This window comes from Actinokineospora cianjurensis, assembly GCF_003663795.1.
GTDB classification, from domain to species: Bacteria; Actinomycetota; Actinomycetes; order Mycobacteriales; family Pseudonocardiaceae; genus Actinokineospora; species Actinokineospora terrae.
In genome coordinates, this window is the sequence record NZ_RCDD01000008.1 from 52,897 (window position 1) to 73,584 (window position 20,688).

Here is a 20,688-nt window from a genome sequence, read left to right on the forward strand (position 1 = left end):
GAGTGCTCATCGAGATCCCCAGCGGAGGACGCGTGTCTGTCATTCCCGGCGACGGCTCTGTCATTCCCGGCGACGGCGGCATCGTCGTCGACGACAATGGCGTGCGCAGAACGCTGGCCGACGGCAGCGAGGAGGCCGTCTCCTGGACCGACCTGGCCGAGGTCGCGATCCGCACCACGCCGGAAGGCCCGTGGAAGGAAGACGTCTTCTTCCTGCTGATGCGCTCCGGCGGCGGCGGGTGCGCCGTGCCCGCCGGTCACCCCTCGGCCGACGACCTGATGGCTCGGTTGCAGTCGCTGCCGGACTTCGACAACGACGCCTTCGTCGAGGCGATGACCACGATCGAGGACGGGCTGTTCGTCATCTGGCAGCGCAACTAGCGCCGTGCCGCGGTCGCCGGAAGTGGATCAGCGCGGCCACTGGGCGATGACGGTGACGGTGCCGGGGGCGACCTCGGTGAACCCCGCGTCGCGGACGGCCGTGGTGCCGTGGGTGTGCCAGGCGGTGTCGGGGTCCTCGGCGGGGTGCAGCGCGCGCCAGCGGTCCGGGGTGGGGGTGCGGACCGCGCAGGGGAAACCCGCGGTGGACCAGGACTTGAGGTCGGCGCCGCCGCCGGACGCGTGCAGCAGGGCCGCCAACAGCATGGTGGCGTGACCGACCTGCGCGGCGGCCTTGCCCACGGTCATGGGGACGCCGGGGTTGAGCCAGAGCACCGGGACGCCGGGTTCCACCGGTCCCGGCTCGTCGGCGGGCAGTTCGCTCCCCGAGATCTGCAGGCGGGACAGCACCTTCGGCGACTCGACGACCAAGCCGGGGACGAGCGCGCGGGCTTGCGCGCCGTCGACGGTGACCGTGATGCCGGGCAGGTCTTGCACGGCTTCCCAATGGGCGCCCCGCGCGCGGCGGGACACCTTGCGGATCCGGCCCCGCACCCACACATCGACCTCTTCGTGCCAGGGGCCCTCTGGTTCGGCGCGCTCGTCGAGGCACACCGCGATGGACGCGGCGGCTGCGGCTTCGAGCAGCGGGGTGCGCGCGGGCTGCGGGTCGCGCTCGACGCGCAGCACGATCGGCATCGCGCGGACCAGGGCGGGATCCTCGTCGCCGGTGTCGTTGGTGGCCTCGGCGGGCAGGCGCAACCAGGTGGCGTACCGAGCGGCCAGGGGCTCGAGAATGCTCAACGACCTTCCCCACCATCGACGGACAGTTGCGGCGGCTCCTGAGCAGCCCCCGAATCCAGCCTACCCGGGCAGGCGGAACGGCAGCGGTGTCGATTCCGGCGGACTGTGGACAACGGGGCCATTGTGGATAGCGCGGGGTGCCTTCGGCGGCTGGCCGTTTGTGGTGGGACGAACGCGTTTGGTCGGGGCAGCGCGTGGTTGGTGGACCGGCACGATCGGCCGAGTGGGCGGGCCGTCGGCGGTGGCGCTGCTGGTGGCTGGCTGAGCAGCCCCCGAATCGAGCCTAGTGGGGTGAGCTGATGGGGTGCGGTGTCGATTCGGGCGATCTGTGGATGGTTGGGCCATTGTGGACAACTGGGGTGTCGGTGGCGGGACTGTCCTGGGTGAGTGGGGCGGCGCGGGGTGCGGTGCGGACGGCGCCGGTGGCGGCGGTGATGACCAGGGCTATGGCGGTGAGGTCGAGCGGGGCCAAGCGTTGGTCTAGGACCAAGAAGCCCGCGGCGGCGGCGAGGGCGGGCAGGAGGCTGGCCAGGACGGCGAAGGTGGCGGGGGTGATCCGGCGCAGGGCAAGGAGTTCCAGGGTGTAGGGCAGGGCTGAGGACAAGATCCCCACGGCGGCGCCGAGGCCCAGGGTGACGGGGTCGAGCAGCCGGGTGCCCGCGTCGACCAGGCCGATGGGGAGGCTGAGGACAGCGCCGACGGCCATGGCGAGTGCCAAGCCGTCCGCCTTGGGGAAGCGGCTGCCCGCGCGGGCGGCGAGCACGATGTAGCAGGCCCACAACGCGCCCGCCGCCAACGCGAAGCCGACGCCCACGGGGTCGAGCCGGTCGAACCCATCGCGGCCGAGCAGCGCCACCCCGCCCAGTGCGAGCGCCGCCCACAGCCAACTGCTGGCCCGCCGCGCGGTGATCACCGACAAAGCCAGTGGCCCCAACACCTCCAGCGCGGCGGCCGCGCCGAGCGGGATCCGGTCGATGGCCTGGTAGAAGGTGATGTTCATGCACGCGAGCGTCGCCCCGAAGGCGCCGACGACCGCCCAGTCCGCGCGGCTGCGGCCCCGTACCCGCGGCCTGCACACCGCCCAGAGCAGCACCGCGGCGACGACCAACCGCAGCGTCGCCACCCCGGACGCGCCCGCCCTGGGGAACAGCCCGGCGGCGAGGGCCGCGCCGAACTCCTGCGCGAAGAGCCCGGCCAGCACCAGACCGGTACCGGCGACGTGGCCGCTGACCCGGGGAACCCGGGGGACGGCGAGGGAGGCAGTGGTCACCGCACCGACGCTACGGCCGCTGGATCGCGCCGGGAAATGCCAGTCCACCAGCGGTTATGCTCTACAGACATGACGGTGGAGCTGCGGCACCTGCGGGCCTTCCTGGTGATCGCGCAGGAGGGCACCATCACCCGGGCGGCCGCGCGGCTGCACACCGGCCAACCCGCCCTGTCGCGCACGTTGCAGGCGTTGGAGGCGCACCTGGGCGTGCGGCTGGTCGACCGGTCCACCCACCACCTGCGCCTCACCGACGCGGGCCAGGCGTTCCTCGCCCGCGCCGCCACGGCCGTCGCCGCTGTCGACGCCGCACTGGACCCGTCCCGCGCAGGCGCCTGGCCGCTCCGACTGGGGCACGCGTGGTCGGCGCTCGGCCAACACACCGCGACCATCCTGCGGCGGTGGCAGCGCGAACACCCGGGCATGCCGCTGGAACTGCTGCGCATGGACGACCGCTCCACCGGCCTGGCCTCCGGCCGCGTCGACGCGGCTCTCGTGCGCGACCCGTCCCGCAGCCCCGGCGTCCGCAGCGCCCACCTCTACGACGAACCCCGAGTAGCCGCCATCGCCGCCGACAGCCCCCTGGCCGCGCACGAAACCCTGACCCTGTCCGACCTCGTCCCTTACCCGATCGTCGTCAACCCCATCACCGGCAGCACCACCGCCGCCCTGTGGAGCCCCACCGCCCGCCCCACCACCATCCTCGAAGTGGACAACACCGACGACTGGCTAGCCGCCATAGCCGCGGGTCAAGGAATAGGAGTAAGCGCCGCCGCCACCGCGGCCATGCACACCTTCCCCGGCCTCACCTACCGCCCCCTGACCGACGCCCCACCGCTGCAACTCCACCTGGCCTGGAACGACCCACCCAGCCACCCCGCCGTCACCGAACTGGCCACCTTCATCCACACCACCCTCACCCACCCCGACTAGCTCCATTCGTCCAACGCGCCCCTCTGCAACGTTGGCTAACCACCCTGCCCTCACGATCGTTGGCCAACCGTGCCCCTCTGAGGTGTTGGCCCACCACCGCCCCTCTACGACGTTGGCCAACCACGCGCCCCCAGACAACGTTGGCCAGCCACGCGCTCCTCGGATCCGCTGGTGCCGACCCAGCTCGATGGGGCGGACTTGTTTTGTGGGGAGACGGGCAAACCGCCCAAAGCACCCCCCGACATACAGCTTACCGAGAGACACCGACAGAACGCACCGAGCGAGCCGACAGCCTGTGGACAACTCCCCCGCCGCCCGCACAACCCGCCCGCCGCCAACACCCCAACACTCGAGCCCCCAGCCCCAAGCCGTCAGACCCGCTCCGGATCCAACCCATCCGCCAGATCCGCCGCCTCCACCTCAGCCCGAGTAACCCCCAACACAAACAGCACCACATCCAAATAAGGATGCGACAACGCCGTATCAGCCACCTCCCGCAACGCTGGCTTGGCATTGAACGCAATCCCCAGACCAGCCGTAGACAACATATCGATGTCGTTGGCCCCATCCCCCACCGCCACGCACTGCTCCAGTGGAATATGGAACGCGTCCGCGAAGTGCCGCAGGGCAACAGCCTTCCCTTGCCGGTCAACAACTTCGCCGATGACGCGGCCGGTCAGCACCCCGTCCACGATCTCGAGTTCGTTCGCGGCCTGGAAGTCGAGTCCTAGATCCTCGCCGAGCCGGTCGATGATGGCGGTGAAGCCGCCGGAGACGACGCCGCAGCGGTAGCCGAGGCGTTTGAGGGTGCGGATCGTGGTGCGGGCGCCGGGGGTCAGTTCGAGGGCGTCGGCGACCTCGGTCAGGACGGTGGCGGGGAGGCCGGCGAGGGTGGCGACCCGGCGGTGCAGGCTCTCGGTGAAGTCGATGTCGCCGCGCATGGCGGCCTCGGTGATGTCGCGGACCTCGGCCTCGCAGCCCGCCTTGGCGGCCAGCATCTCGATGACCTCGCCCTGGATCAGGGTCGAGTCGACGTCGAAGACGATCAGGCGCTTGGCGCGGCGGGCCAGCAGGTCGCGCTCGACGGCGATGTCCAGGCCGACCTTCACCGACAGCTCCGCCAGGGCCGAGCGCAGCGCCGCGTCCGCCTCGTCGGTGTCCTGCGGCACCGAGACGCGCAGTTCCAGGCCGGTGACCGGGTAGTCGGCGACCCGGCGGATGGCCTCGATGTTGATGTCCAGCGCGGCCAGCCGCCTGGCGACGGCCCCGAGGGCCTTCGCGCTGACCGGCCTGCCGAGCACGACCAGCACGTGGGTGGACGCCGCGCCCGGCTGCTGGTCGACGCCGATCTCCACGTCGACGCGCATGGCGACGGTGGCCATGGCCTGCTCGACGGACTCCTGCAACCCCTCGGGGTCGTGGTCGGTGCTGACCAGCGCGCCGAGGACCAGTTGGCCGCGGATGACCACCTGCTCGACGTCGACGATGTCGACCCCGTGCCGGGTCAGCGCGGCGAACAGCACCGAGGACACCCCGGGCTTGTCCGGTCCGGTGACCGTGATCAGGACAGGGGTGGGGCGGGGACCAGCTGAGGTGGACACGATCCGGTGACTCCCATGACGACTGGCCCGGGGCCGCCGCGCGCGGACCGGGCTGAGGGGTGACTGGGCGTTGTGCGGATGGTGGCACGTCCCTCGGCCGGGTCACGGCGGGTGCGGTGCCTGCGGTTCCCGGCGGGGCCGGTGCGGCCGTGGCAGGCGTCGTCGGCTGCCCTCGGCGCGGGAATCGCCCGAACTGGGCCGGGTCGGCGCACGTGGCAGACGTCCTCGGCTGCCGCCGACCCGGCCGGGAAGTCCACAGTGGATCTTCCGGACAAGCGGAAACGGGTGGAGCGAAGGCAGCTCGCGCGCCTGGGCTCCACCCGTCTCAGTCCTTCCACCGGTCCCGCTCGGTCGACGCCGGGCGGCCGGGTTCGCTCAGTTGGGCAACGTGGGGTCGCCCTTCGAGATCTCGTCGGGGTTCATCTTCTCGGCAACGACCTCGGATGGGGCCGGTTTGTGGCCGTGGCCACCCATCAGGCCCACGTACTTGTCCGCTTCCGTGGCCTCCCGCATGTGCGGGTAGTGCAGGTCGAAGGCGGGCCGCTCGGAGCGGATCCTGGGCAGTTCGGTGAAGTTGTGCCGCGGCGGCGGGGAACTGGTGGCCCACTCCAGGGAGTTGCCGTAGCCCCACGGGTCGTCGGCGGTGACGATCTCGCCGTACCGGTAGCTCTTGAACACGTTGTAGATGAACGGCAGCGTCGAGGCGCCCAGGATGTAGGCGCCGATCGTCGAGACGATGTTCAACGTGGTGAAGCCGTCGGTCGGCAGGTAGTCGGCGTAGCGGCGCGGCATGCCCTCGTTGCCCAGCCAGTGCTGGACCAGGAACGTGCCGTGGAAGCCGATGAACGTGGTCCAGAAGTGCAGCTTGCCCAGCGGCTCGTCGAGGAACCGGCCGGTGATCTTCGGGAACCAGAAGTAGATGCCCGCGAAGGTCGCGAACACGATGGTGCCGTAGAGCACGTAGTGGAAGTGCGCGACGACGAAGTACGTGTCCGAGACGTGGAAGTCGATCGCGGGGGCGGCGAGCAGCACGCCGGTGAGGCCGCCGAAGAGGAAGGTGACCAGGAAGCCGACGCTGAACAGCATCGGGGTCTCGAAGGTCAACTGCCCCTTCCACATGGTGCCGATCCAGTTGAAGAACTTCACGCCGGTCGGGACCGCGATGAGGAACGTCATGAAGGAGAAGAACGGCAGCAGCACCGCGCCGGTGGCGTACATGTGGTGCGCCCACACGGTGACCGACAGGGCGGCGATGCCCAGGGTCGCGTAGACCAGGCCGCGGTAGCCGAACAGCGGCTTGCGGCTGAAGACCGGGAAGATCTCCGAGACGATGCCGAAGAAGGGCAACGCGACGATGTAGACCTCTGGGTGGCCGAAGAACCAGAACAGGTGCTGCCAGAGGATGACGCCGCCGTTGGCCGGGTCGAACACGTGCGCCCCGAGTTGTCGATCAGCCAGCAGGCCGAACAGGGCCGCGGTCAGGATCGGGAACGCGAGCAGCACCAGCACGCTGGTGATCAGGATGTTCCAGGTGAAGATCGGCATCCGGAACATGGTCATGCCGGGCGCGCGCAGGCAGACGATGGTGGTCAGCATGTTGACCGCGCCGAGGATGGTGCCGAGACCGCCGACCGCGAGACCGGTGATCCACAGGTCGGCGCCGACGCCGGGCGAGTGGATCTTGTCAGACAGCGGGGTGTAGGCGAACCAGCCGAAGTCGGCCGCGCCGCCCGGGGTCAGGAACCCGAACATGACGATCAAGCCGCCGAACAGGTACAGCCAGTACGAGAACGCGTTCAACCGGGGGAACGCCACGTCCGGCGAGCCGATCTGCAGCGGCAGCACGAAGTTGGCGAACCCGAACAGGATCGGCGTCGCGTACAGCAGCAGCATGATCGTGCCGTGCATGGTGAACAGCTGGTTGTACTGCTCCTGCGACAGGAACTGCTGGCCGGGAACGGCGAGCTCGGACCGGATCAGCATGGCCATCGCGCCGCCCACCATGAAGAAGGCGAACGAGGTGACCAGGTACATGATGCCGATTTGCTTGTGGTCCGTGGTGCGGAACAGCCGCAGCAGGTACGAACCCTTGGCCGTCTCGCGCGCCGGGTAGGGCCGCGTGGCGATCGGCTGCGGGGCTACTGCCGTCACTCCTGCCTCCTGCTGCTGGTGGTGGGCGTCCTCGGGCGGACCGGCAGATCGGCCCGTTGGGGGGATCGTAGCCCCGGTGGTGGGCCTGGGCTCGGGTGGGGACGGTGTGCTGTGGACAACTGTCGATCAGCAGTTGCCCAGCTCACACCGGCAGGACGGCGTACTGGCGCAGGGTCAGGTCGGTGAAGGTGACCGGGCCGCGGGGGCCGGGGACGCGGTCGATGTTGATCCCGGTCTCCGGCACGCCGAGCAGCGTGAAGCCGTCCAGCAGGCGCGTCGGGGCGTTCCAGAAGACACCCGTTCCGGTGTACGCGGCGATGAACTCCTCGGCCCGGGCGCGGTCGGCGGTGACGATGCCCGCGGCCAGGCCAGAGGTCTCGGTGTTGGCGACGCGGGCGGCGTGCGCGAGGTCGTCGACCGGGGTGACGGTCACGGTGGCCTCGCGGTCGGCGTCCAGCGCCCACTCGTAGCCGACGGCGTGGTCGTGCGGGGGCAGCGAGGCGGTGACGCCCGCGGCGGCGAGGGCGGCCTGGATGCCGGGCAGCGCCGCGTCGTAGACGTCGCGGTGGACCAGCAGCAGGTTGAGCCGGTTGCAGACACCGAGCCGGTCGAGGCTGCGGGTGATCAGGTCCTCGGCGACGGCCGGGTCGGCCTTGGTGTCGTAGTAGAGGACTCCCCCGCCGTCGGCGTGCGCGAGCGTGCGCACCCCGGACGCGGCGGCGCGGCGGCCCAGCTCACGGGTGCTCTCACCGCTACCGCGCAGGATGACCAGCGGCACCAGGTGCGGCAGGTCGACCAGGGCACCGGCAGCTTCGCGGTCCGGGCTGGGCACGAGCTGGATCGCGTCGGGGTCCAGGCCCGCGTCCGACAGGGCGGGGGCGACGACGTGCTCGATGAGGGTGGTCGCCGAGCGCAGGGCGGCGGAACCGGTGCGCAGCACGCCACCGTTGCGGGACTTCACCAGCTGGGAGGCGATGTCGACGGTGACGTTCGGCCTGGCCTCGTAGTTGGCGCCGATGACGCCGACCGGGCGGGTCAACTCGACCAGGCGCAGGTCACCGTCGAGGGTGCGGACCTCGCGGGACCGCGCGGGGTGCGGCACCGAGGCGAGCAGGCGCACCTGCTCGGCCATCTCGGCGAGCCGCTCCTCGGTGATGCGCAGCCGGTCGAGCAGGCCACCGCTCATGCCAGCCGCCTCGGCAGCGGCGACGTCCTCGGCGTTGGCGGCGAGGACCTTGGCGCGCGCGGAGGAGAGCCGGGCGGCGATCTCGGCGATGGCGTTGTCGATGGTCTCGTCGTCCGCACCCGCCAGCGACGGCGCCGCGGCGAACGCCCTGGTCGCGCACGCGGAGACGAGTTCGCCGATGGTGGGCTGGTCGGACACGGATCGATCCCTTCGCAGGTGGGCCTGACTAGGCACGGAGTCTGCCGCATGGCCCACCTGCGCCAACCGTCGCGTTCCGGAGCAGCGGTGAGGGTCGACGCTGCCCGACAACCAGCGCTAACTGTCCGTTCGACCGGTAAGGGTGGACGCTGCGCTCAACGCCTCCCCACAACCAGCGCTAGCCACCCGTCCGGCCAGTGAGGGTGGACGCTGCGCTCAACGCCTCCCCACAACCAGCGCTAGCCACCCGTCCGGCCAGTGAGGGTGGACGCGTAGAAGGCGGCCACGAAGCGCAGGCGCTTCTCGTCGAGGTCGGGGCGCGGGTAGACGGCGTTGACGAAGGTCTCGCCGTCGAACATGTGCAGGCCGGTGAACACCGCGACCTGGCGGATCTCGTCCGGCTGGGCGGCGATGGCCGGGATGCGCAGCGCGGTGAGGTAGATGTCCTTCGAGTACGCCTCGATGGTGCGGGCGAGGCGGGCGCGTAGCTCGTCGTCGGTGCGGGCGGCCAGCAGCAGCTCGAACCAGACGATGTTGAGCGGGGACCGGGACGCCTCCCGGATGGCCCGCAGCACCTCCACGAAGTCGTCCGCCCCAGACCCGGCAGGGTCTCCGGACCCGCTCGGGTCGTCCGGCTCCGCGAAGAACGGGTGCACCTTGGCCACGAACCCGGCGATCTGGCGGCGGCCGACCTCCTCGGTGACGGTGACGACGAGGTCCAGCCGGGTCTCGAAGTGCCGGAACAGCCCACCGTGGGACACGCCCGCGCGGCGGCAGATCTCCTGCACCGACGCCTTGGCGTAGCCGACCTCGGAGATGGCGGCGATGGTGGCGTCGACGAGCTTGCCCACGGTGGCCTCGCGGCGCTCGCGCTGGGTGCGTCGCTGGGGTCGCCCTTGTGCCTCGGTCATGGTGTCGACCTTTCGGTGGGGTCCTGCCGAGCACAACGCGCGAAGTGCGGGTGAGGACACGCCCACGGGAGAACATCGAGCGCGGTCGCACGCTAGAGCAGCAGCCACCCCGCCGCGAGCAGCACCGCGCCGGTGTTGACCATCGCGAAGGTGCCGACCCAGAAGAAGCCGGGTGCGCCGGTGAGCCTGGCCAGCTGGTCGGCGTCGGAGTCGCGGGCGTGACCGCGCCTGCGCTTGGCCTGGAGCTCGAACACCGGGCGCAGGCCGCCGAGGAGCAGGAACCAGGCGATGAGGTAGGCGAAACCGGCCTGGATCTCGTCGGTGGCCAGCCAGGACACCGCGAACAGCACGGCGCCGGTTGCCACGATGGCGAACACCCCGTAGGCGTTGCGGATCATGATCAGCACGGCGAACAGCAGGACCGCGCAGATCACCAGCACCGCCGTCACCCGGTCGGTGCCCAGCAGCGCGGCGAAGGCGAGCCCGAGCAGCGACGGCGCGACGTACCCGGCGAGGGCCGTGCAGACCATCCCAGGGCCCTCCGGCTTGCCGCGCGAGACGGTGACGCCGGAGGTGTCCGAGTGCAGCCGGATGCCGGTGAGCCTGCGGCCCGCGAGCAGGGCGATCAGCGCGTGGCCTGCCTCGTGCACGATGGTGATCACGGTGCGGGCGGGTCGCCACAGGGCGTTGACCAGGACGATCACCAGGGCCGCCCCGGCGGTGACCAGCACCATCGTCGCAGGCGGCTCCCACTGGTCACCGAAGATCTGCTGCCAGAGGTCCTTGGTAGCGGCTATCTGCACCCCACGATCTTCCCTCAACCCGGGGTGGCGACCGGCGGGTACCAGTCAAGTGCCCTCTCGACGGCCCGGGTGGCCAGGCTCGACGGCAGCAACCGGACCAGGGTGTCGCGCCAGGGGGCGCCGCTGTGGACGAACTTGCCGGTGCTGCGCGAGCGGTGGGCGATGCGCTGCGACCGCGGCCTGCGCAGGGCGTCATAGTGGGCGAGGTCGTCGGCGGTGGCCGCGAGGGTCACCGCGTCCTCTAGTGCCTGGCAGCCGCCTTGGCCCATGTTGGGTGTCATGGCGTGGGCGGCGTCTCCGACGAGGGCGACTGGGCCGTTGACGTAGGTCGACAGGTCCGGCAGGTAGTAGAGGTCGTGGCGCAGCACGGTCTCGGTGGCGTTGACGAGGCTGGGGATCGGGTCGTGCCAGTCCGCGAAGCGGCGCCGTAGCTCGGCGAGGTCACCGTCCGGGAAGACGGTGTTCGGTGGCGCTACCGCGGCGGCGTAGGCGTAGACCCTGTCGTCGCTCATGGGGAAGATGCCGAAGACCTGCCTGTCACCCCAGGTCTCGCTAGGTGTGACGTCTTTGGCAGGTAAGACCATGCGCCACGCGGTGTGCCCGGTGGGGCGCGGCGGCTTGGCGTCCGGCCAGAAGGTGGCACGGACGGTGCTACGGAGACCGTCAGCGCCCACGAGCAGGTCGAACCGCTCCCCGTTGACGATCGGTTTGCCGTCCACGACCGCCAACCGGTCGACCGGGGTCCCGGGCCGCAACACCCCGGGCTGGACGGCGCCGAGCAGGACTTCGAGCAGGTCGGCGCGGTGGATCATCACCAGGTCGGCCGCCGAGGACGCCGCCAGCCACCGCCCGTGCTTGTCCCGCAGGCCACCACTGCCCGGGCTGGCGCCCCTGGCCCGCACCTGGTCGCCGACGCCGATGGCGTCGAGTGCCCGCAACGCGTTGCGCCACAGCGAGATCCCGGCCCCGACCTCGGCGAACCCGGCCGCCTGCTCGAACACCGACACCCGCCAGCCCTGCTTGCCGAGCCCGATCGCCGTCGCCAGGCCCGCGATCCCGCCGCCGACCACCGCCGCTGTCCGCATGTCTCCTCCAGCCGTCCTCTACATCTGTAGAGGACTCTACACTCGTAGAGTGCGCACCCACGAGATCACCGATGCGGCGATCGCCACACTCGCCGCCGAGGGGCTGCGCGGCCTGACCCACCGCGCGGTGGACCGGGCCGCCGGACTGCCCGAGGGCTCGTGCTCGTACTACTTCCGCACCCGGCACGCGCTGCTGGCCGCCACCGTCGAGCGGCTCGCCGACCTCGACGCCGATGAACTGGCCGCGGTCACCCCGCTGCCGGAGCGGATCTCCGCCGACCGCCTCGCCGAGCTGATCGCGGGCATGGCCGAGCGCTCGGTGACGGTGCACCGGGCGCGGATGGTCGCCAGGTACGAGCTGTCGCTGGAGGCGACCCGGCGGCCCGAACTGCGGGCGGCGCTGGTCGCGGTCGGCGAGCGGTACCGGGTCCTGGCCTCGGCGCTGCTCACCGCGGCAGGCGCGCCGGACCCCGACCGGCAGGGCCGGGCCCTGGTCGCGTTCCTGGACGGGATGATCTTCGACCGGATCGCGGGCGCGGGCGCCGTCCCGCTCGACGCCGAGGGGGTCCTGCGCTCGTTCGCCGAGGCGCTCCGAGGGGTGCTCGGCGACCCGCCTCGGTAACCTGCGGGCATGGCCAAGCTGACCTGGATCCCGCGCGCCCTCGGGCTCGCCACCGCCGTCTACGGCGCCGCCGTCACGGTCCGACCGGCGCTGATGGCCAAGCCGACCGGCCTGGTCACGCTGACCGGCGAGCCCGCGCGCGGGGTGGCGGTGCTGACCAGGAGCATCGGGGTCAGGGACGTGGCGACCGGGCTGGCGATGGCGGTCGCGCCCGCGGGAACGGCGCTGCGCACGGCCATCGCGGTGCGGGTGAGCGCCGACATCGCCGACGCGGTCGGGTTCGGCACCGGGCTGCCCGACGCCGACGCGCGCCGCAAGTCCGCGCTGGTGGCCGGGATCTGGGCCGGGCTGTGCGCGCTGTCGGCGCTGGCGGCGGGGCGGTCGCGCGGGCGGAAGTAAGACCCAGCGCGGGTTCCTCCCCGTTGTCGGTCTGTTGTGGTTGACTGGCTGTGGTCGCTCGCATCGCCCCCGTGACGCCCGCCTGGGACGTCGGGGACGGGGTGGGCGGCTGGGATGTCCGCACCAGCGGTCACCCTCCAGCAGGACGGCTAGGAGACAAGCATGGCCCAGGGCACCGTCAAGTGGTTCAACTCGGAGAAGGGGTACGGCTTCATCGCCCCCGACGACGGCGGCGCTGACGTGTTCGTGCACTACTCGGAGATTCAGACGGCCGGTTTCCGGACGCTGGAGGAGAACCAGAAGGTGCGCTACGAGGTCGGCCAGGGCTCGAAGGGCCCGCAGGCGACCGGCGTGACCGCGGTCTGATCGAACACGAAGCGGAAAGGCCCCGTCCCGGGACTCGGGACGGGGCCTTTCCGCACTACCGGTCCATCAGGCGGAGCAGGGGTTCGCGGTCGGGTTGAGCGCGGTGCCCTTCAGGCCGACCTTGGCCTCACCGAGCACGACCGTGGCGACCGAGGTGTCCAGGGCGAATGCCTGCCGGGTGTACTGGCCGTTGGCGTCGACGGTGGTGGCGTTGATCCGCAACTGGCCGACAACCAGCGGGATCACCAGCGTGCCGCTGCCGACGGCGACGGTGAGGCCGTTGACCCGCAGCGACGCGACGTTCGACGACGCGCTGAACACCGGGGTCAGCACCCCACCGGCACCCGCGGTGCAGGTGTAGCCCGCCGACGCGGTGACCGCGCCGACCTGGATGTTGGCGAGACCGAGCAGGCTGATGGTGGTGCTGCTGACATCAGCGGTCGACACGACGCTGTCACCCGCCACCGGCAGGATCGTCTGGTCGTCCGGGGTGAGGTTGGTGGTGGCGGAGACGTCACCGGTGATCACCGTCAGGATGCCGTTGGGCAGCGAGGCGTTGATCAGGGTCGCGGTGGCCTCGGCGCACGGGTCGTTCGCCGCGTTCGCCACGGCGGCCGTCGCGCCGACCACGCCGAGCACGACCAGCTTGGCGGCGGTCGCCTGGCAGGTGTAGCTGCCGTTGCGGTTGCCGTCGGCGATGGTCGCGGTGCCGACCGCCTTGACGATCCCGGCCCCCGTCGCGCCGGACAGCGTCACCCGGAACGTCTCGGACACCTCGTCGAGCAGGTCACCGATCAACGGGACGGTGACCGTCTTCGACGTCTCGCCCGGCGCGAAGGTCAGCGTGCCCGACACCGGGGTGAAGTCGAGACCCGCGGTCGCGGTGAGCGCGGAGGTCGCGTAGTTGACGGTGACCGGCGAGGGCGACGCGGCGTTGAGGGTCACCGCGAACACCGCGGAGCCGGTCCCGAGCAGCCGCGGCTCCTGCACGGTGATGTCGTTGATCGACAGGCCGAGCACCCGGACCGTGGTGGACTGGGTGTAGCCCAGCGACACGCCGTCGACCAGGTAGTCGACCACGCAGCTGTAGTTACCGGGGGCAGCGCTCGGGCTCACCGTGATGGTCTCGGTGAAGGAGATGACCTGGCCGCTGGCCGCCGTGGCCGAGGTGACCGGGGTCGCGGCCACGGTCAGTTCCGGCGCGCAGGTCTTGACGGTCGGGCTGACCGTCACCCTGATGCCGTGCAGCCCGTCGAGGATGGCCTGCGGGACGGCGCCGGAGGCCACGTTGTTGAGCAGCACCCCGCCGGTCGCGTTGACCAGGGCGGTGGCCTGCTTCTTGCTGTCGAGGCCGGAGGAGTTGACCGCGATCACGCGCACGTTCGCCGCCTGCAGCGCCGCCACCGTCTCGTCGAGGGTGTGGCCGCCACTGGGGTCGTGCGAGGGGGCGTCACCGAACATGGCGATCACGCGGGCGCCGCCGACGCGGAAGTTCACGTCACCGGTGGCCATCCGGTACAGGGCGTTGATGTTGTCCTCGGGGAAGTCACCGCCACCCGCCGCCACCCACTGCGTGGTCGCCGCCTGCACGGCCGCGATGTCGGCGGTCGGCTGCAGGTTGACCCGGTACGGGATGGTGTCCTTGATGTCCTTGTACTCGGCGACGCCGAACCGGGCGGTGGGCTGCTCGGTGAGGATCGTGCCCGCCAGGCTGCCGATGTTGGACCGCACGTTGGCGATGGCCGCGGTCATGCTGCCGGTGGTGTCGGCCAGGAACACGACGTCGGGGTTGACCGGGATGAGCGGGGTGGTCACCGCCTTGGCGATGGTCGTCGACCCACCCGGGGTGAGCACGATGTCCACAATGGAGGGTGTGACGCCCGGTGGCGCCGCGGTGGCCGGGACGACGGTCAGCCCTGTGGTCACCGTGGCGACGACGACAGCGAGCACGAGCGGTTTCCGCAGTGTGCGCACAGATCCTCCAATCGGATGGCGGTATCCCCCATCCGATCGTGGGCGCGCCACCGCCACCGCGCCAATGGGCAGCCGCACAGACCACCATTCCGGGTATCACCCCCATGCCATCGAGCTACGGCACGGGCTCCGATGGTGACAGACGGTCTGCGTCCGCGCCGGTTCCGACCACATTGGACGCGCCGGATCCGCCCACCACTGTGGACAGTGCGACACCCAGTCACGTCAGCGGTTCACGAACCCGTGGTGGGTGTGGTGGGGGTCCGACGTTCCACCCGGTGGGGTTCGGTGCCGGTGGTGCGGGTGGGGTTCATGGTCCACGATGGACCGCTGTCAACAGCACGACGAGGGTCCTGGGACCGTGGACGCCCTCGACGCGGTGCAGCTCGATGTCACTGGTGGCGGAGGGGCCGCTGATCCAGGTGGCGGGAGTGGGGACGGCTGGCGCCTCGGGGACGGTTCCGACTATGCGGTCGGTGTGGACGATGCAGAGGTGCGTGTCGGGGAGGAGGGTGAGGGCCCGCCTGCCTTGTTCTGCGCCGAGGATTATGGTGCCGGTTTCGGCTATGGCGGCGGCGCATTCGGTGATGACGGCTTGGGTGCGGTCGAGGTCGGCGGTGCTGAGGGGTAGGTTGTCTCGCTTGAGGTCTGCTTCCAGGCCGGTTAGGTAGTGCTCGGGGAAGCCTGTGGGGATGGCGATGGAGGTGATTTCCAGCTCTTGTACTACCTGGCGTACCTCGGCGGCTATGTCCCGGTCGACTCGGCGTACTTGGGCGCGGTAGTCGGCGGCTCTTTCGGCGAAGAGTTCGACTATGTCGGTGTTGTCGGGGGCCTGGGTGCGGTAGTTGGTGGGGACTGGGATGTCGCGTCTGTCGTTGCCGATGGCTGCTTGGATTCTGTGGAGGATGTCGTCGCGGGCGTTCATCGGGGTCGCCTTGTCGCTGGTTGGGGATCTGCGGCTCTCGGTCTCGCCTGCGGCGTCGACGGTGAACGCCTCGCCTGCGGCATTGGCCTGGGCGCGAGTTTCGAGCTTTGCTCGATGCGGCGAACTTGTTTTGCGCGGGGCCCCTACGACACCCGGGCAGAACCACAAAGCAGGGGCCGAAAAGCAGGCCCTGCCGCGAACGACGCTACGTGTGCCGTCCCCCCACACAAAACAAGTCCGCCCCATCGAGCAGGCTTGGCACCAGCGGATCCGAGGAGCGCGGTTCGGCCAACGTCGTAGAGGGGCGTGTAGGGACCAACGTCGTAGAGGGGCGTGTAGGGACCAACGTCGTAGAGGGGCGTGTAGGGACCAACGATCGTGAGGGCCGGGTGGGGGTCAACGTCGCACAGTCTCGATCAGTTGGGGCCAGTGACTCCAAGGAGCGCGGTTCGGCCAACGAGCTCGGGCTACTCCTTGTAGCCGGCGCGGCGGAGGGCGTCGGTCAGGGAGCCGGTGGGGGGTGGTGGGGTGGACTGGCGGGGGCGGCCGCTGGGTTGGTTGGTGCGGGCGGGGCGGGGGCGGGAGGTGGTGTTGTCGCCTCGGCGGGGTTGGGTGGGGGTGTTGGGGGTGGGGAGGTCGTCGTCCAGGCGGAGGGTGAGGGAGATGCGTTTGCGGGGGATGTCGATGTCCAGGACTTTGACGCGGACCACGTCGCCGGATTTGACTACTTCGCGGGGGTCTTTGACGAAGTTGTGGGAGAGGGCGGAGACGTGGACCAGGCCGTCTTGGTGGACGCCGATGTCCACGAAGGCGCCGAAGGCGGCGACGTTGGTGACTACGCCTTCGAGGGTCATGCCGGGGCGGAGGTCGCCCAGTTTTTCCACGCCGTCGGCGAAGGTGGCGGTTTTGAACTCGGGGCGCGGGTCGCGGCCGGGCTTCTCCAGTTCGGCGATGATGTCGGTGACGGTGGGCAGGCCGACGGCGTCGTCGACGAAGTCCTGGGGGCGCAGTGACCGCAGCTTCGCGGTGTTGCCGATCAGGGTGGGCAGTTCGCCGCCGGTCGAGGCGAGGATGCGGCGGACCACCGGGTAGGACTCGGGGTGCACGCTGGAGGAGTCGAGCGGGTCGTCGCCGCTGGGGATGCGCAGGAAGCCCGCGCACTGCTCGAACGCCTTCGCGCCGAGCCTGGCGACGTCCTTGAGGCCCTTCCTGGTGCGGAACGGGCCGTGCTGGTCGCGGTGGGCCACGATGTTGTCGGCAAGGGTCGCGCCGATGCCGGACACCCTGGTCAGCAGCGGGGCGGACGCGGTGTTCACGTCGACGCCGACGCCGTTCACGCAGTCCTCGACCACCGCGTCGAGCGAGCGGGACAGCTTCACCTCGGACAGGTCGTGCTGGTACTGCCCGACGCCGATGGACTTCGGGTCGATCTTCACCAGCTCCGCGAGCGGGTCCTGCAACCGCCGCGCGATGGACACCGCGCCGCGCAGCGACACGTCCATCCCCGGCAGTTCCTGCGAGGCGAACGCCGAGGCCGAGTACACCGACGCGCCCGCCTCCGACACCACGACCTTGGTCAGCTTCAGCTCGGCGAACTTCTTGATCAGCTCACCGGCGAGCTTGTCGGTCTCCCGCGACGCGGTGCCGTTGCCGATGGCGATCAGCTCGACCCGGTGCTCGGCGGCCAGCTTCGCCAGCGTGGCCAGCGACTGGTCCCAGCGCTGCTGCGGCACGTGCGGGAAGATCGCGTCGGTCGCGACCACCTTGCCGGTCGCGTCCACCACCGCGACCTTGACGCCGGTGCGGAAACCGGGGTCGAGCCCCATCGTGGCCCTGGTCCCGGCTGGCGCGGCCAGCAGCAGGTCGCGCAGGTTCATCGCGAACACCCGGACCGCCTCGTCCTCGGCGTTCTGCCGCAGCCGCGAGCGCAGGTCGATGCCCAGGTGCACCAGGATCCGGGTGCGCCACGCCCAGCGGACGGTGTCCGAGAGCCACTTGTCGCCCGCGCGGCCCCGGTCGGCCACGCCGAAGCGGGCCGCGATCCGGATCTCGTAGTCGCTGCGCACCGGCGGGATCGCGGTCGGGTCCGCGTCGGGATCCGGCTCCAGGGTCAGGTCGAGGACCTCTTCCTTCTCCCCGCGCAGCATCGCCAGCACGCGGTGCGACGGCAGCCGCTCGAACGGCTCGGAGAACTCGAAGTAGTCGGAGAACTTCGCCCCGTCCTCCTCCTTGCCCTCGCGGACCTTGGACGCCAGCACCCCGCGCGTCCACATCCGCTCGCGCAGCTCGCCGATCAGGTCCGCGTCCTCGGCGAACCGCTCGACCAGGATCGACCGCGCGCCCTCCAGCGCCGCCGCGGCGTCCGCGACGCCCTTGTCCGCGTCGACGAACGCGGCGGCCACCTCGCGCGGGTCGTGCGCGGGGTCGTCGAGCAGCTGGTCGGCCAGCGGCTGCAACCCCGCCTCGCGCGCGATCTGCGCCTTGGTCCGCCGCTTGGGCTTGTACGGCAGGTAGATGTCCTCCAGGCGCGCCTTGGAGTCGGCCGCCATGATCTGCGCGGCGAGCGCGTCGTCGAGCTTGCCCTGCTCGCGGATCGAGTCGAGGATCGCGGTGCGCCGCTCCTCCATCTCGCGCAGGTAGCGCAGCCGCTCCTCCAGGGTCCGCAGCTGGGTGTCGTCGAGCGCCTCGGTGACCTCCTTGCGGTAGCGGGCGATGAACGGCACGGTCGAGCCCCCGTCGAGCAGCTCGACGGCGGCGGCCACCTGCCGCTCGCGCACCCCGAGCTCCTCGGCGATGCGCTGGTGGATTGCTGTGGTCATCGGCCTTCGCTCCCACGTGTTGGTCACTGCCTGTTTGCATTCTGGTCGATCGGCGCGGGGTGCGGGCGGCGGGGGCACCGGCCTGTGGACAACTCCGGGGGTTGTGGACCGGCCCGGCCTGTGGACAACCGCGGGCACCGGCGCCCGGCCTGTGCGATAAAGGGTGTCGGCCCAACGAGAGGAGGACACCGTGCGGGTCGGGCTGTTCCTCACCTGCCTCAACGACACCCTGTTCCCGGCCGCGGGCAAGGCCGTGGTCCAGGTCCTGGAGCGGCTGGGGCACGAGGTCGTGTTCCCGCCCGCGCAGACCTGTTGCGGGCAGGCGCACTTCAACACCGGTTATCAGCGCGAGTGCGGTCCTCTCGCGCGCAAGTTCGTCCGCGACTTCGCCGGTCTCGACCACGTGGTGTCCCCGTCGGCGTCGTGCGTGGCGATGGTCCGGGAGAACTACCGCGACCTGGTGGGGGAAGCGCCGCCGGTCTACGAGTTCACCGAGTTCCTGGTGGACGTGCTGGGGGTGACGGACGTGGGGGCCGCGTTCCCGCACCGGGTCACCTACCACCCGACGTGCCACGGTCTGCGCCTGCTCGATCTCGGTGACCGTCCGACTACGTTGCTGCGCGCGGTGCGCGGCCTGCGGCTGATAGACCTACCGGACGCCACGCACTGCTGCGGGTTCGGCGGCACGTTCGCCCTCAAGAACGCGGACACCTCGGTGGCGATGGGGACCGACAAGGCGCGCGCCGTGCTCGGTACCGGCGCGGAGGTGTTGGCGGCGGTCGACAACTCGTGCCTCATGCACATCGGTGGCCTGCTGTCCCGGTGGCGGTCGGGCACGCGCGTGCTGCACGTCGCCGAGATCCTGGCGGGCACATGAGCACCTGGCTCGGCATGCCGCCGTTCCCCGAGGCCGCGCGCGAGGCGTTGCGGGACAGCCAGTTGCGCGCGAACCTGCGCGCCGCCACCGGGACGATCCGCGCGAAACGGGCCGCCGTGGTGGCCGAGCGCGACGACTGGGAGCAGTTGCGCGAGGCGGGCCGGGCGATCAAGGACCGCGCCCTGCGCGATCTGGACACCTACCTGGTCCAGCTCGAACAGCGCGTCACCGAGGCGGGCGGGGTGGTGCACTGGGCGCGCGACGCCGACGAGGCGAACGGGATCGTGGCCGGGCTGGTGCGCGCGGCAGGCGCGTCCGAGGTGGTCAAGGTCAAGTCCATGGCGACGCAGGAGATCGGCCTCAACGAGGCGCTCGCCGCGGCCGGGATCACCGCGCTGGAGACCGACCTGGCCGAGTTGATCGTCCAGTTGGGACACGACCGGCCGTCGCACATCCTGGTCCCGGCGATCCACCGCAACCGGGCGCAGATCCGCGACCTGTTCCGCCGCGAGATGCCCGGCGTCGACCCGGACCTGACCGATGACCCGGTCGCCCTCGCCGCGGCGGCCAGGGCGCACCTGCGGCGCGCGTTCCTCTCGGCCAGGGTCGCGGTGTCCGGCGCGAACTTCGCGGTGGCCGAGACGGGCGCGCTGGTGGTGGTCGAGTCGGAGGGCAACGGCCGGATGTGCCTGACGCTGCCGGAGGTGCTGATCAGCGTGGTCGGCATCGAGAAGGTCATCCCGACCACGGCCGACCTCGGGGTGGTGCTGCAACTGCTGCCCCGCTCGGCCACCGGCGAGCGGATGAACCCGTACACCTCGATCTGGCGCGGCACCACCCCCGGCGACGGCCCCCGCGAGTTCCACCTCGTCCTGCTCGACAACGGCCGCACCACCGCCCTGGCCGACGACATCGGCCGCGACGCGCTGCGCTGCATCCGCTGCTCCGCCTGCCTCAACGTCTGCCCCGTCTACGAACGCGTCGGCGGTCACGCCTACGGCTCGGTCTACCCCGGCCCCATCGGCGCCATCCTCACCCCGCAGCTGCGCGGCCCCGACCCGGTCGCCGACTCGCTCCCGTACGCGTCGACCCTGTGCGGCGCCTGCCTCGACGTCTGCCCTGTGAAGATCGACATCCCCCGGGCGCTGGTGCACCTGCGCGGCGAGGTGGCCCACCCGCCGCGCGAACGGGCGGTCATGCGCGCGGCGGCGTGGGTGCTGGGCAGTTCCTCGCGGTTCGCCGCTGTCCGCCGGTTGACCGCTCTGGGCACCCGCGTGGCCGGGTGGCTGCCGGGGCCGTGGCGGAAGTGGACCCAGGCTCGGGACCTCCCCGCACCCGCCGAGGAGTCCTTTCGGGACTGGTGGGGTGGACGCGCGTGAGAGTGGGCCCC

At 71.0% G+C, this 20,688-nt stretch carries 18 protein-coding genes; 7 read left to right on the forward strand and 11 right to left on the reverse strand.

Annotated features, from left to right (window positions below):
- Nucleotides 1–32 precede the first annotated feature (32 nt).
- Nucleotides 33–380 carry a hypothetical protein gene (locus CLV68_RS29965; RefSeq protein WP_246010184.1) on the forward strand — a complete coding sequence of 116 codons (348 nt, stop codon included), beginning with the start codon at nt 33–35 and terminating at the stop codon, nt 378–380.
- Nucleotides 381–407: 27 nt separating this feature from the next.
- On the opposite strand, the gene CLV68_RS29970 is transcribed toward CLV68_RS29965, so the two are convergent.
- Nucleotides 408–1,181, reverse strand: a complete 774-nt coding sequence (locus CLV68_RS29970; RefSeq protein ID WP_121394373.1) for a peptidyl-tRNA hydrolase — start codon at nt 1,179–1,181, stop codon at nt 408–410.
- Nucleotides 1,182–1,464: 283 nt separating this feature from the next.
- The gene (locus CLV68_RS29975) at nt 1,465–2,451 is read right to left on the reverse strand and encodes an EamA family transporter (RefSeq protein WP_121394374.1); all 987 of its coding nucleotides are present in this window, start codon (nt 2,449–2,451) and stop codon (nt 1,465–1,467) included.
- Nucleotides 2,452–2,520: 69 nt separating this feature from the next.
- Here CLV68_RS29975 and CLV68_RS29980 point away from each other — a divergent pair, with 69 nt between their 5' ends.
- The gene (locus tag CLV68_RS29980) at nt 2,521–3,381 is read left to right on the forward strand and encodes a LysR family transcriptional regulator (protein ID WP_121394375.1); all 861 of its coding nucleotides are present in this window, start codon (nt 2,521–2,523) and stop codon (nt 3,379–3,381) included.
- A gap of 371 nt (nt 3,382–3,752) precedes the next feature.
- Here CLV68_RS29980 and serB read toward each other — a convergent pair whose 3' ends face one another.
- The 6 genes from serB to CLV68_RS30010 form a co-directional block, all read right to left on the reverse strand.
- Nucleotides 3,753–4,982, reverse strand: coding sequence for a phosphoserine phosphatase SerB (serB, locus tag CLV68_RS29985; RefSeq protein WP_121394376.1), 1,230 nt, complete (start codon nt 4,980–4,982; stop codon nt 3,753–3,755).
- 375 nt (nt 4,983–5,357) lie between these two features.
- Complete coding sequence (ctaD, locus tag CLV68_RS29990; protein ID WP_121394377.1) at nt 5,358–7,133, reverse strand: aa3-type cytochrome oxidase subunit I; 1,776 nt, start codon at nt 7,131–7,133, stop codon at nt 5,358–5,360.
- A gap of 142 nt (nt 7,134–7,275) precedes the next feature.
- Entirely contained in the window at nt 7,276–8,517 is a 1,242-nt protein-coding gene (locus CLV68_RS29995; RefSeq protein WP_121394378.1) for an aldehyde dehydrogenase family protein, read from the reverse strand.
- 239 nt (nt 8,518–8,756) lie between these two features.
- Entirely contained in the window at nt 8,757–9,428 is a 672-nt protein-coding gene (locus tag CLV68_RS30000) for a TetR/AcrR family transcriptional regulator (protein WP_121394379.1), read from the reverse strand.
- A 92-nt stretch (nt 9,429–9,520) separates the two neighbouring features.
- Nucleotides 9,521–10,162 (reverse strand): M50 family metallopeptidase, encoded by a 642-nt coding sequence (locus CLV68_RS30005; RefSeq protein WP_121394512.1) that lies wholly within the window; start codon nt 10,160–10,162, stop codon nt 9,521–9,523.
- 83 nt (nt 10,163–10,245) lie between these two features.
- Entirely contained in the window at nt 10,246–11,316 is a 1,071-nt protein-coding gene (locus CLV68_RS30010) for an FAD-dependent monooxygenase (protein WP_121394380.1), read from the reverse strand.
- Between the two features lie 49 nt (nt 11,317–11,365).
- On the opposite strand from CLV68_RS30010, the gene CLV68_RS30015 reads away from it, so the two are divergent.
- The 3 genes from CLV68_RS30015 to CLV68_RS30025 all read left to right on the forward strand — a co-directional run bounded on the left by CLV68_RS30015 (nt 11,366) and on the right by CLV68_RS30025 (nt 12,703).
- Nucleotides 11,366–11,938 (forward strand): TetR/AcrR family transcriptional regulator, encoded by a 573-nt coding sequence (locus CLV68_RS30015; RefSeq protein WP_246010185.1) that lies wholly within the window; start codon nt 11,366–11,368, stop codon nt 11,936–11,938.
- A gap of 9 nt (nt 11,939–11,947) precedes the next feature.
- Nucleotides 11,948–12,337 carry a hypothetical protein gene (locus CLV68_RS30020; RefSeq protein ID WP_121394381.1) on the forward strand — a complete coding sequence of 130 codons (390 nt, stop codon included), beginning with the start codon at nt 11,948–11,950 and terminating at the stop codon, nt 12,335–12,337.
- 162 nt (nt 12,338–12,499) lie between these two features.
- Nucleotides 12,500–12,703 (forward strand): cold-shock protein, encoded by a 204-nt coding sequence (locus CLV68_RS30025; protein ID WP_092783594.1) that lies wholly within the window; start codon nt 12,500–12,502, stop codon nt 12,701–12,703.
- 66 nt (nt 12,704–12,769) lie between these two features.
- Here CLV68_RS30025 and CLV68_RS30030 read toward each other — a convergent pair whose 3' ends face one another.
- The 3 genes from CLV68_RS30030 to CLV68_RS30040 form a co-directional block, all read right to left on the reverse strand.
- The gene (locus CLV68_RS30030) at nt 12,770–14,677 is read right to left on the reverse strand and encodes a Calx-beta domain-containing protein (RefSeq protein WP_246010186.1); all 1,908 of its coding nucleotides are present in this window, start codon (nt 14,675–14,677) and stop codon (nt 12,770–12,772) included.
- Between the two features lie 310 nt (nt 14,678–14,987).
- Nucleotides 14,988–15,602, reverse strand: a complete 615-nt coding sequence (locus CLV68_RS30035) for a LutC/YkgG family protein (protein ID WP_121394382.1) — start codon at nt 15,600–15,602, stop codon at nt 14,988–14,990.
- Between the two features lie 467 nt (nt 15,603–16,069).
- Nucleotides 16,070–18,421: a Tex family protein gene (locus CLV68_RS30040; protein ID WP_121394383.1), complete on the reverse strand. Its 2,352-nt coding sequence runs from the start codon at nt 18,419–18,421 to the stop codon at nt 16,070–16,072.
- 190 nt (nt 18,422–18,611) lie between these two features.
- On the opposite strand from CLV68_RS30040, the gene CLV68_RS30045 reads away from it, so the two are divergent.
- Nucleotides 18,612–19,298 carry a (Fe-S)-binding protein gene (locus CLV68_RS30045; protein ID WP_121394384.1) on the forward strand — a complete coding sequence of 229 codons (687 nt, stop codon included), beginning with the start codon at nt 18,612–18,614 and terminating at the stop codon, nt 19,296–19,298.
- The gene (locus CLV68_RS30050; protein WP_121394385.1) at nt 19,295–20,677 is read left to right on the forward strand and encodes a lactate utilization protein B; all 1,383 of its coding nucleotides are present in this window, start codon (nt 19,295–19,297) and stop codon (nt 20,675–20,677) included. The genes CLV68_RS30045 and CLV68_RS30050 overlap by 4 nt, the downstream gene beginning before the upstream one ends.
- The last annotated feature ends 11 nt before the right edge of the window (nt 20,678–20,688 follow it).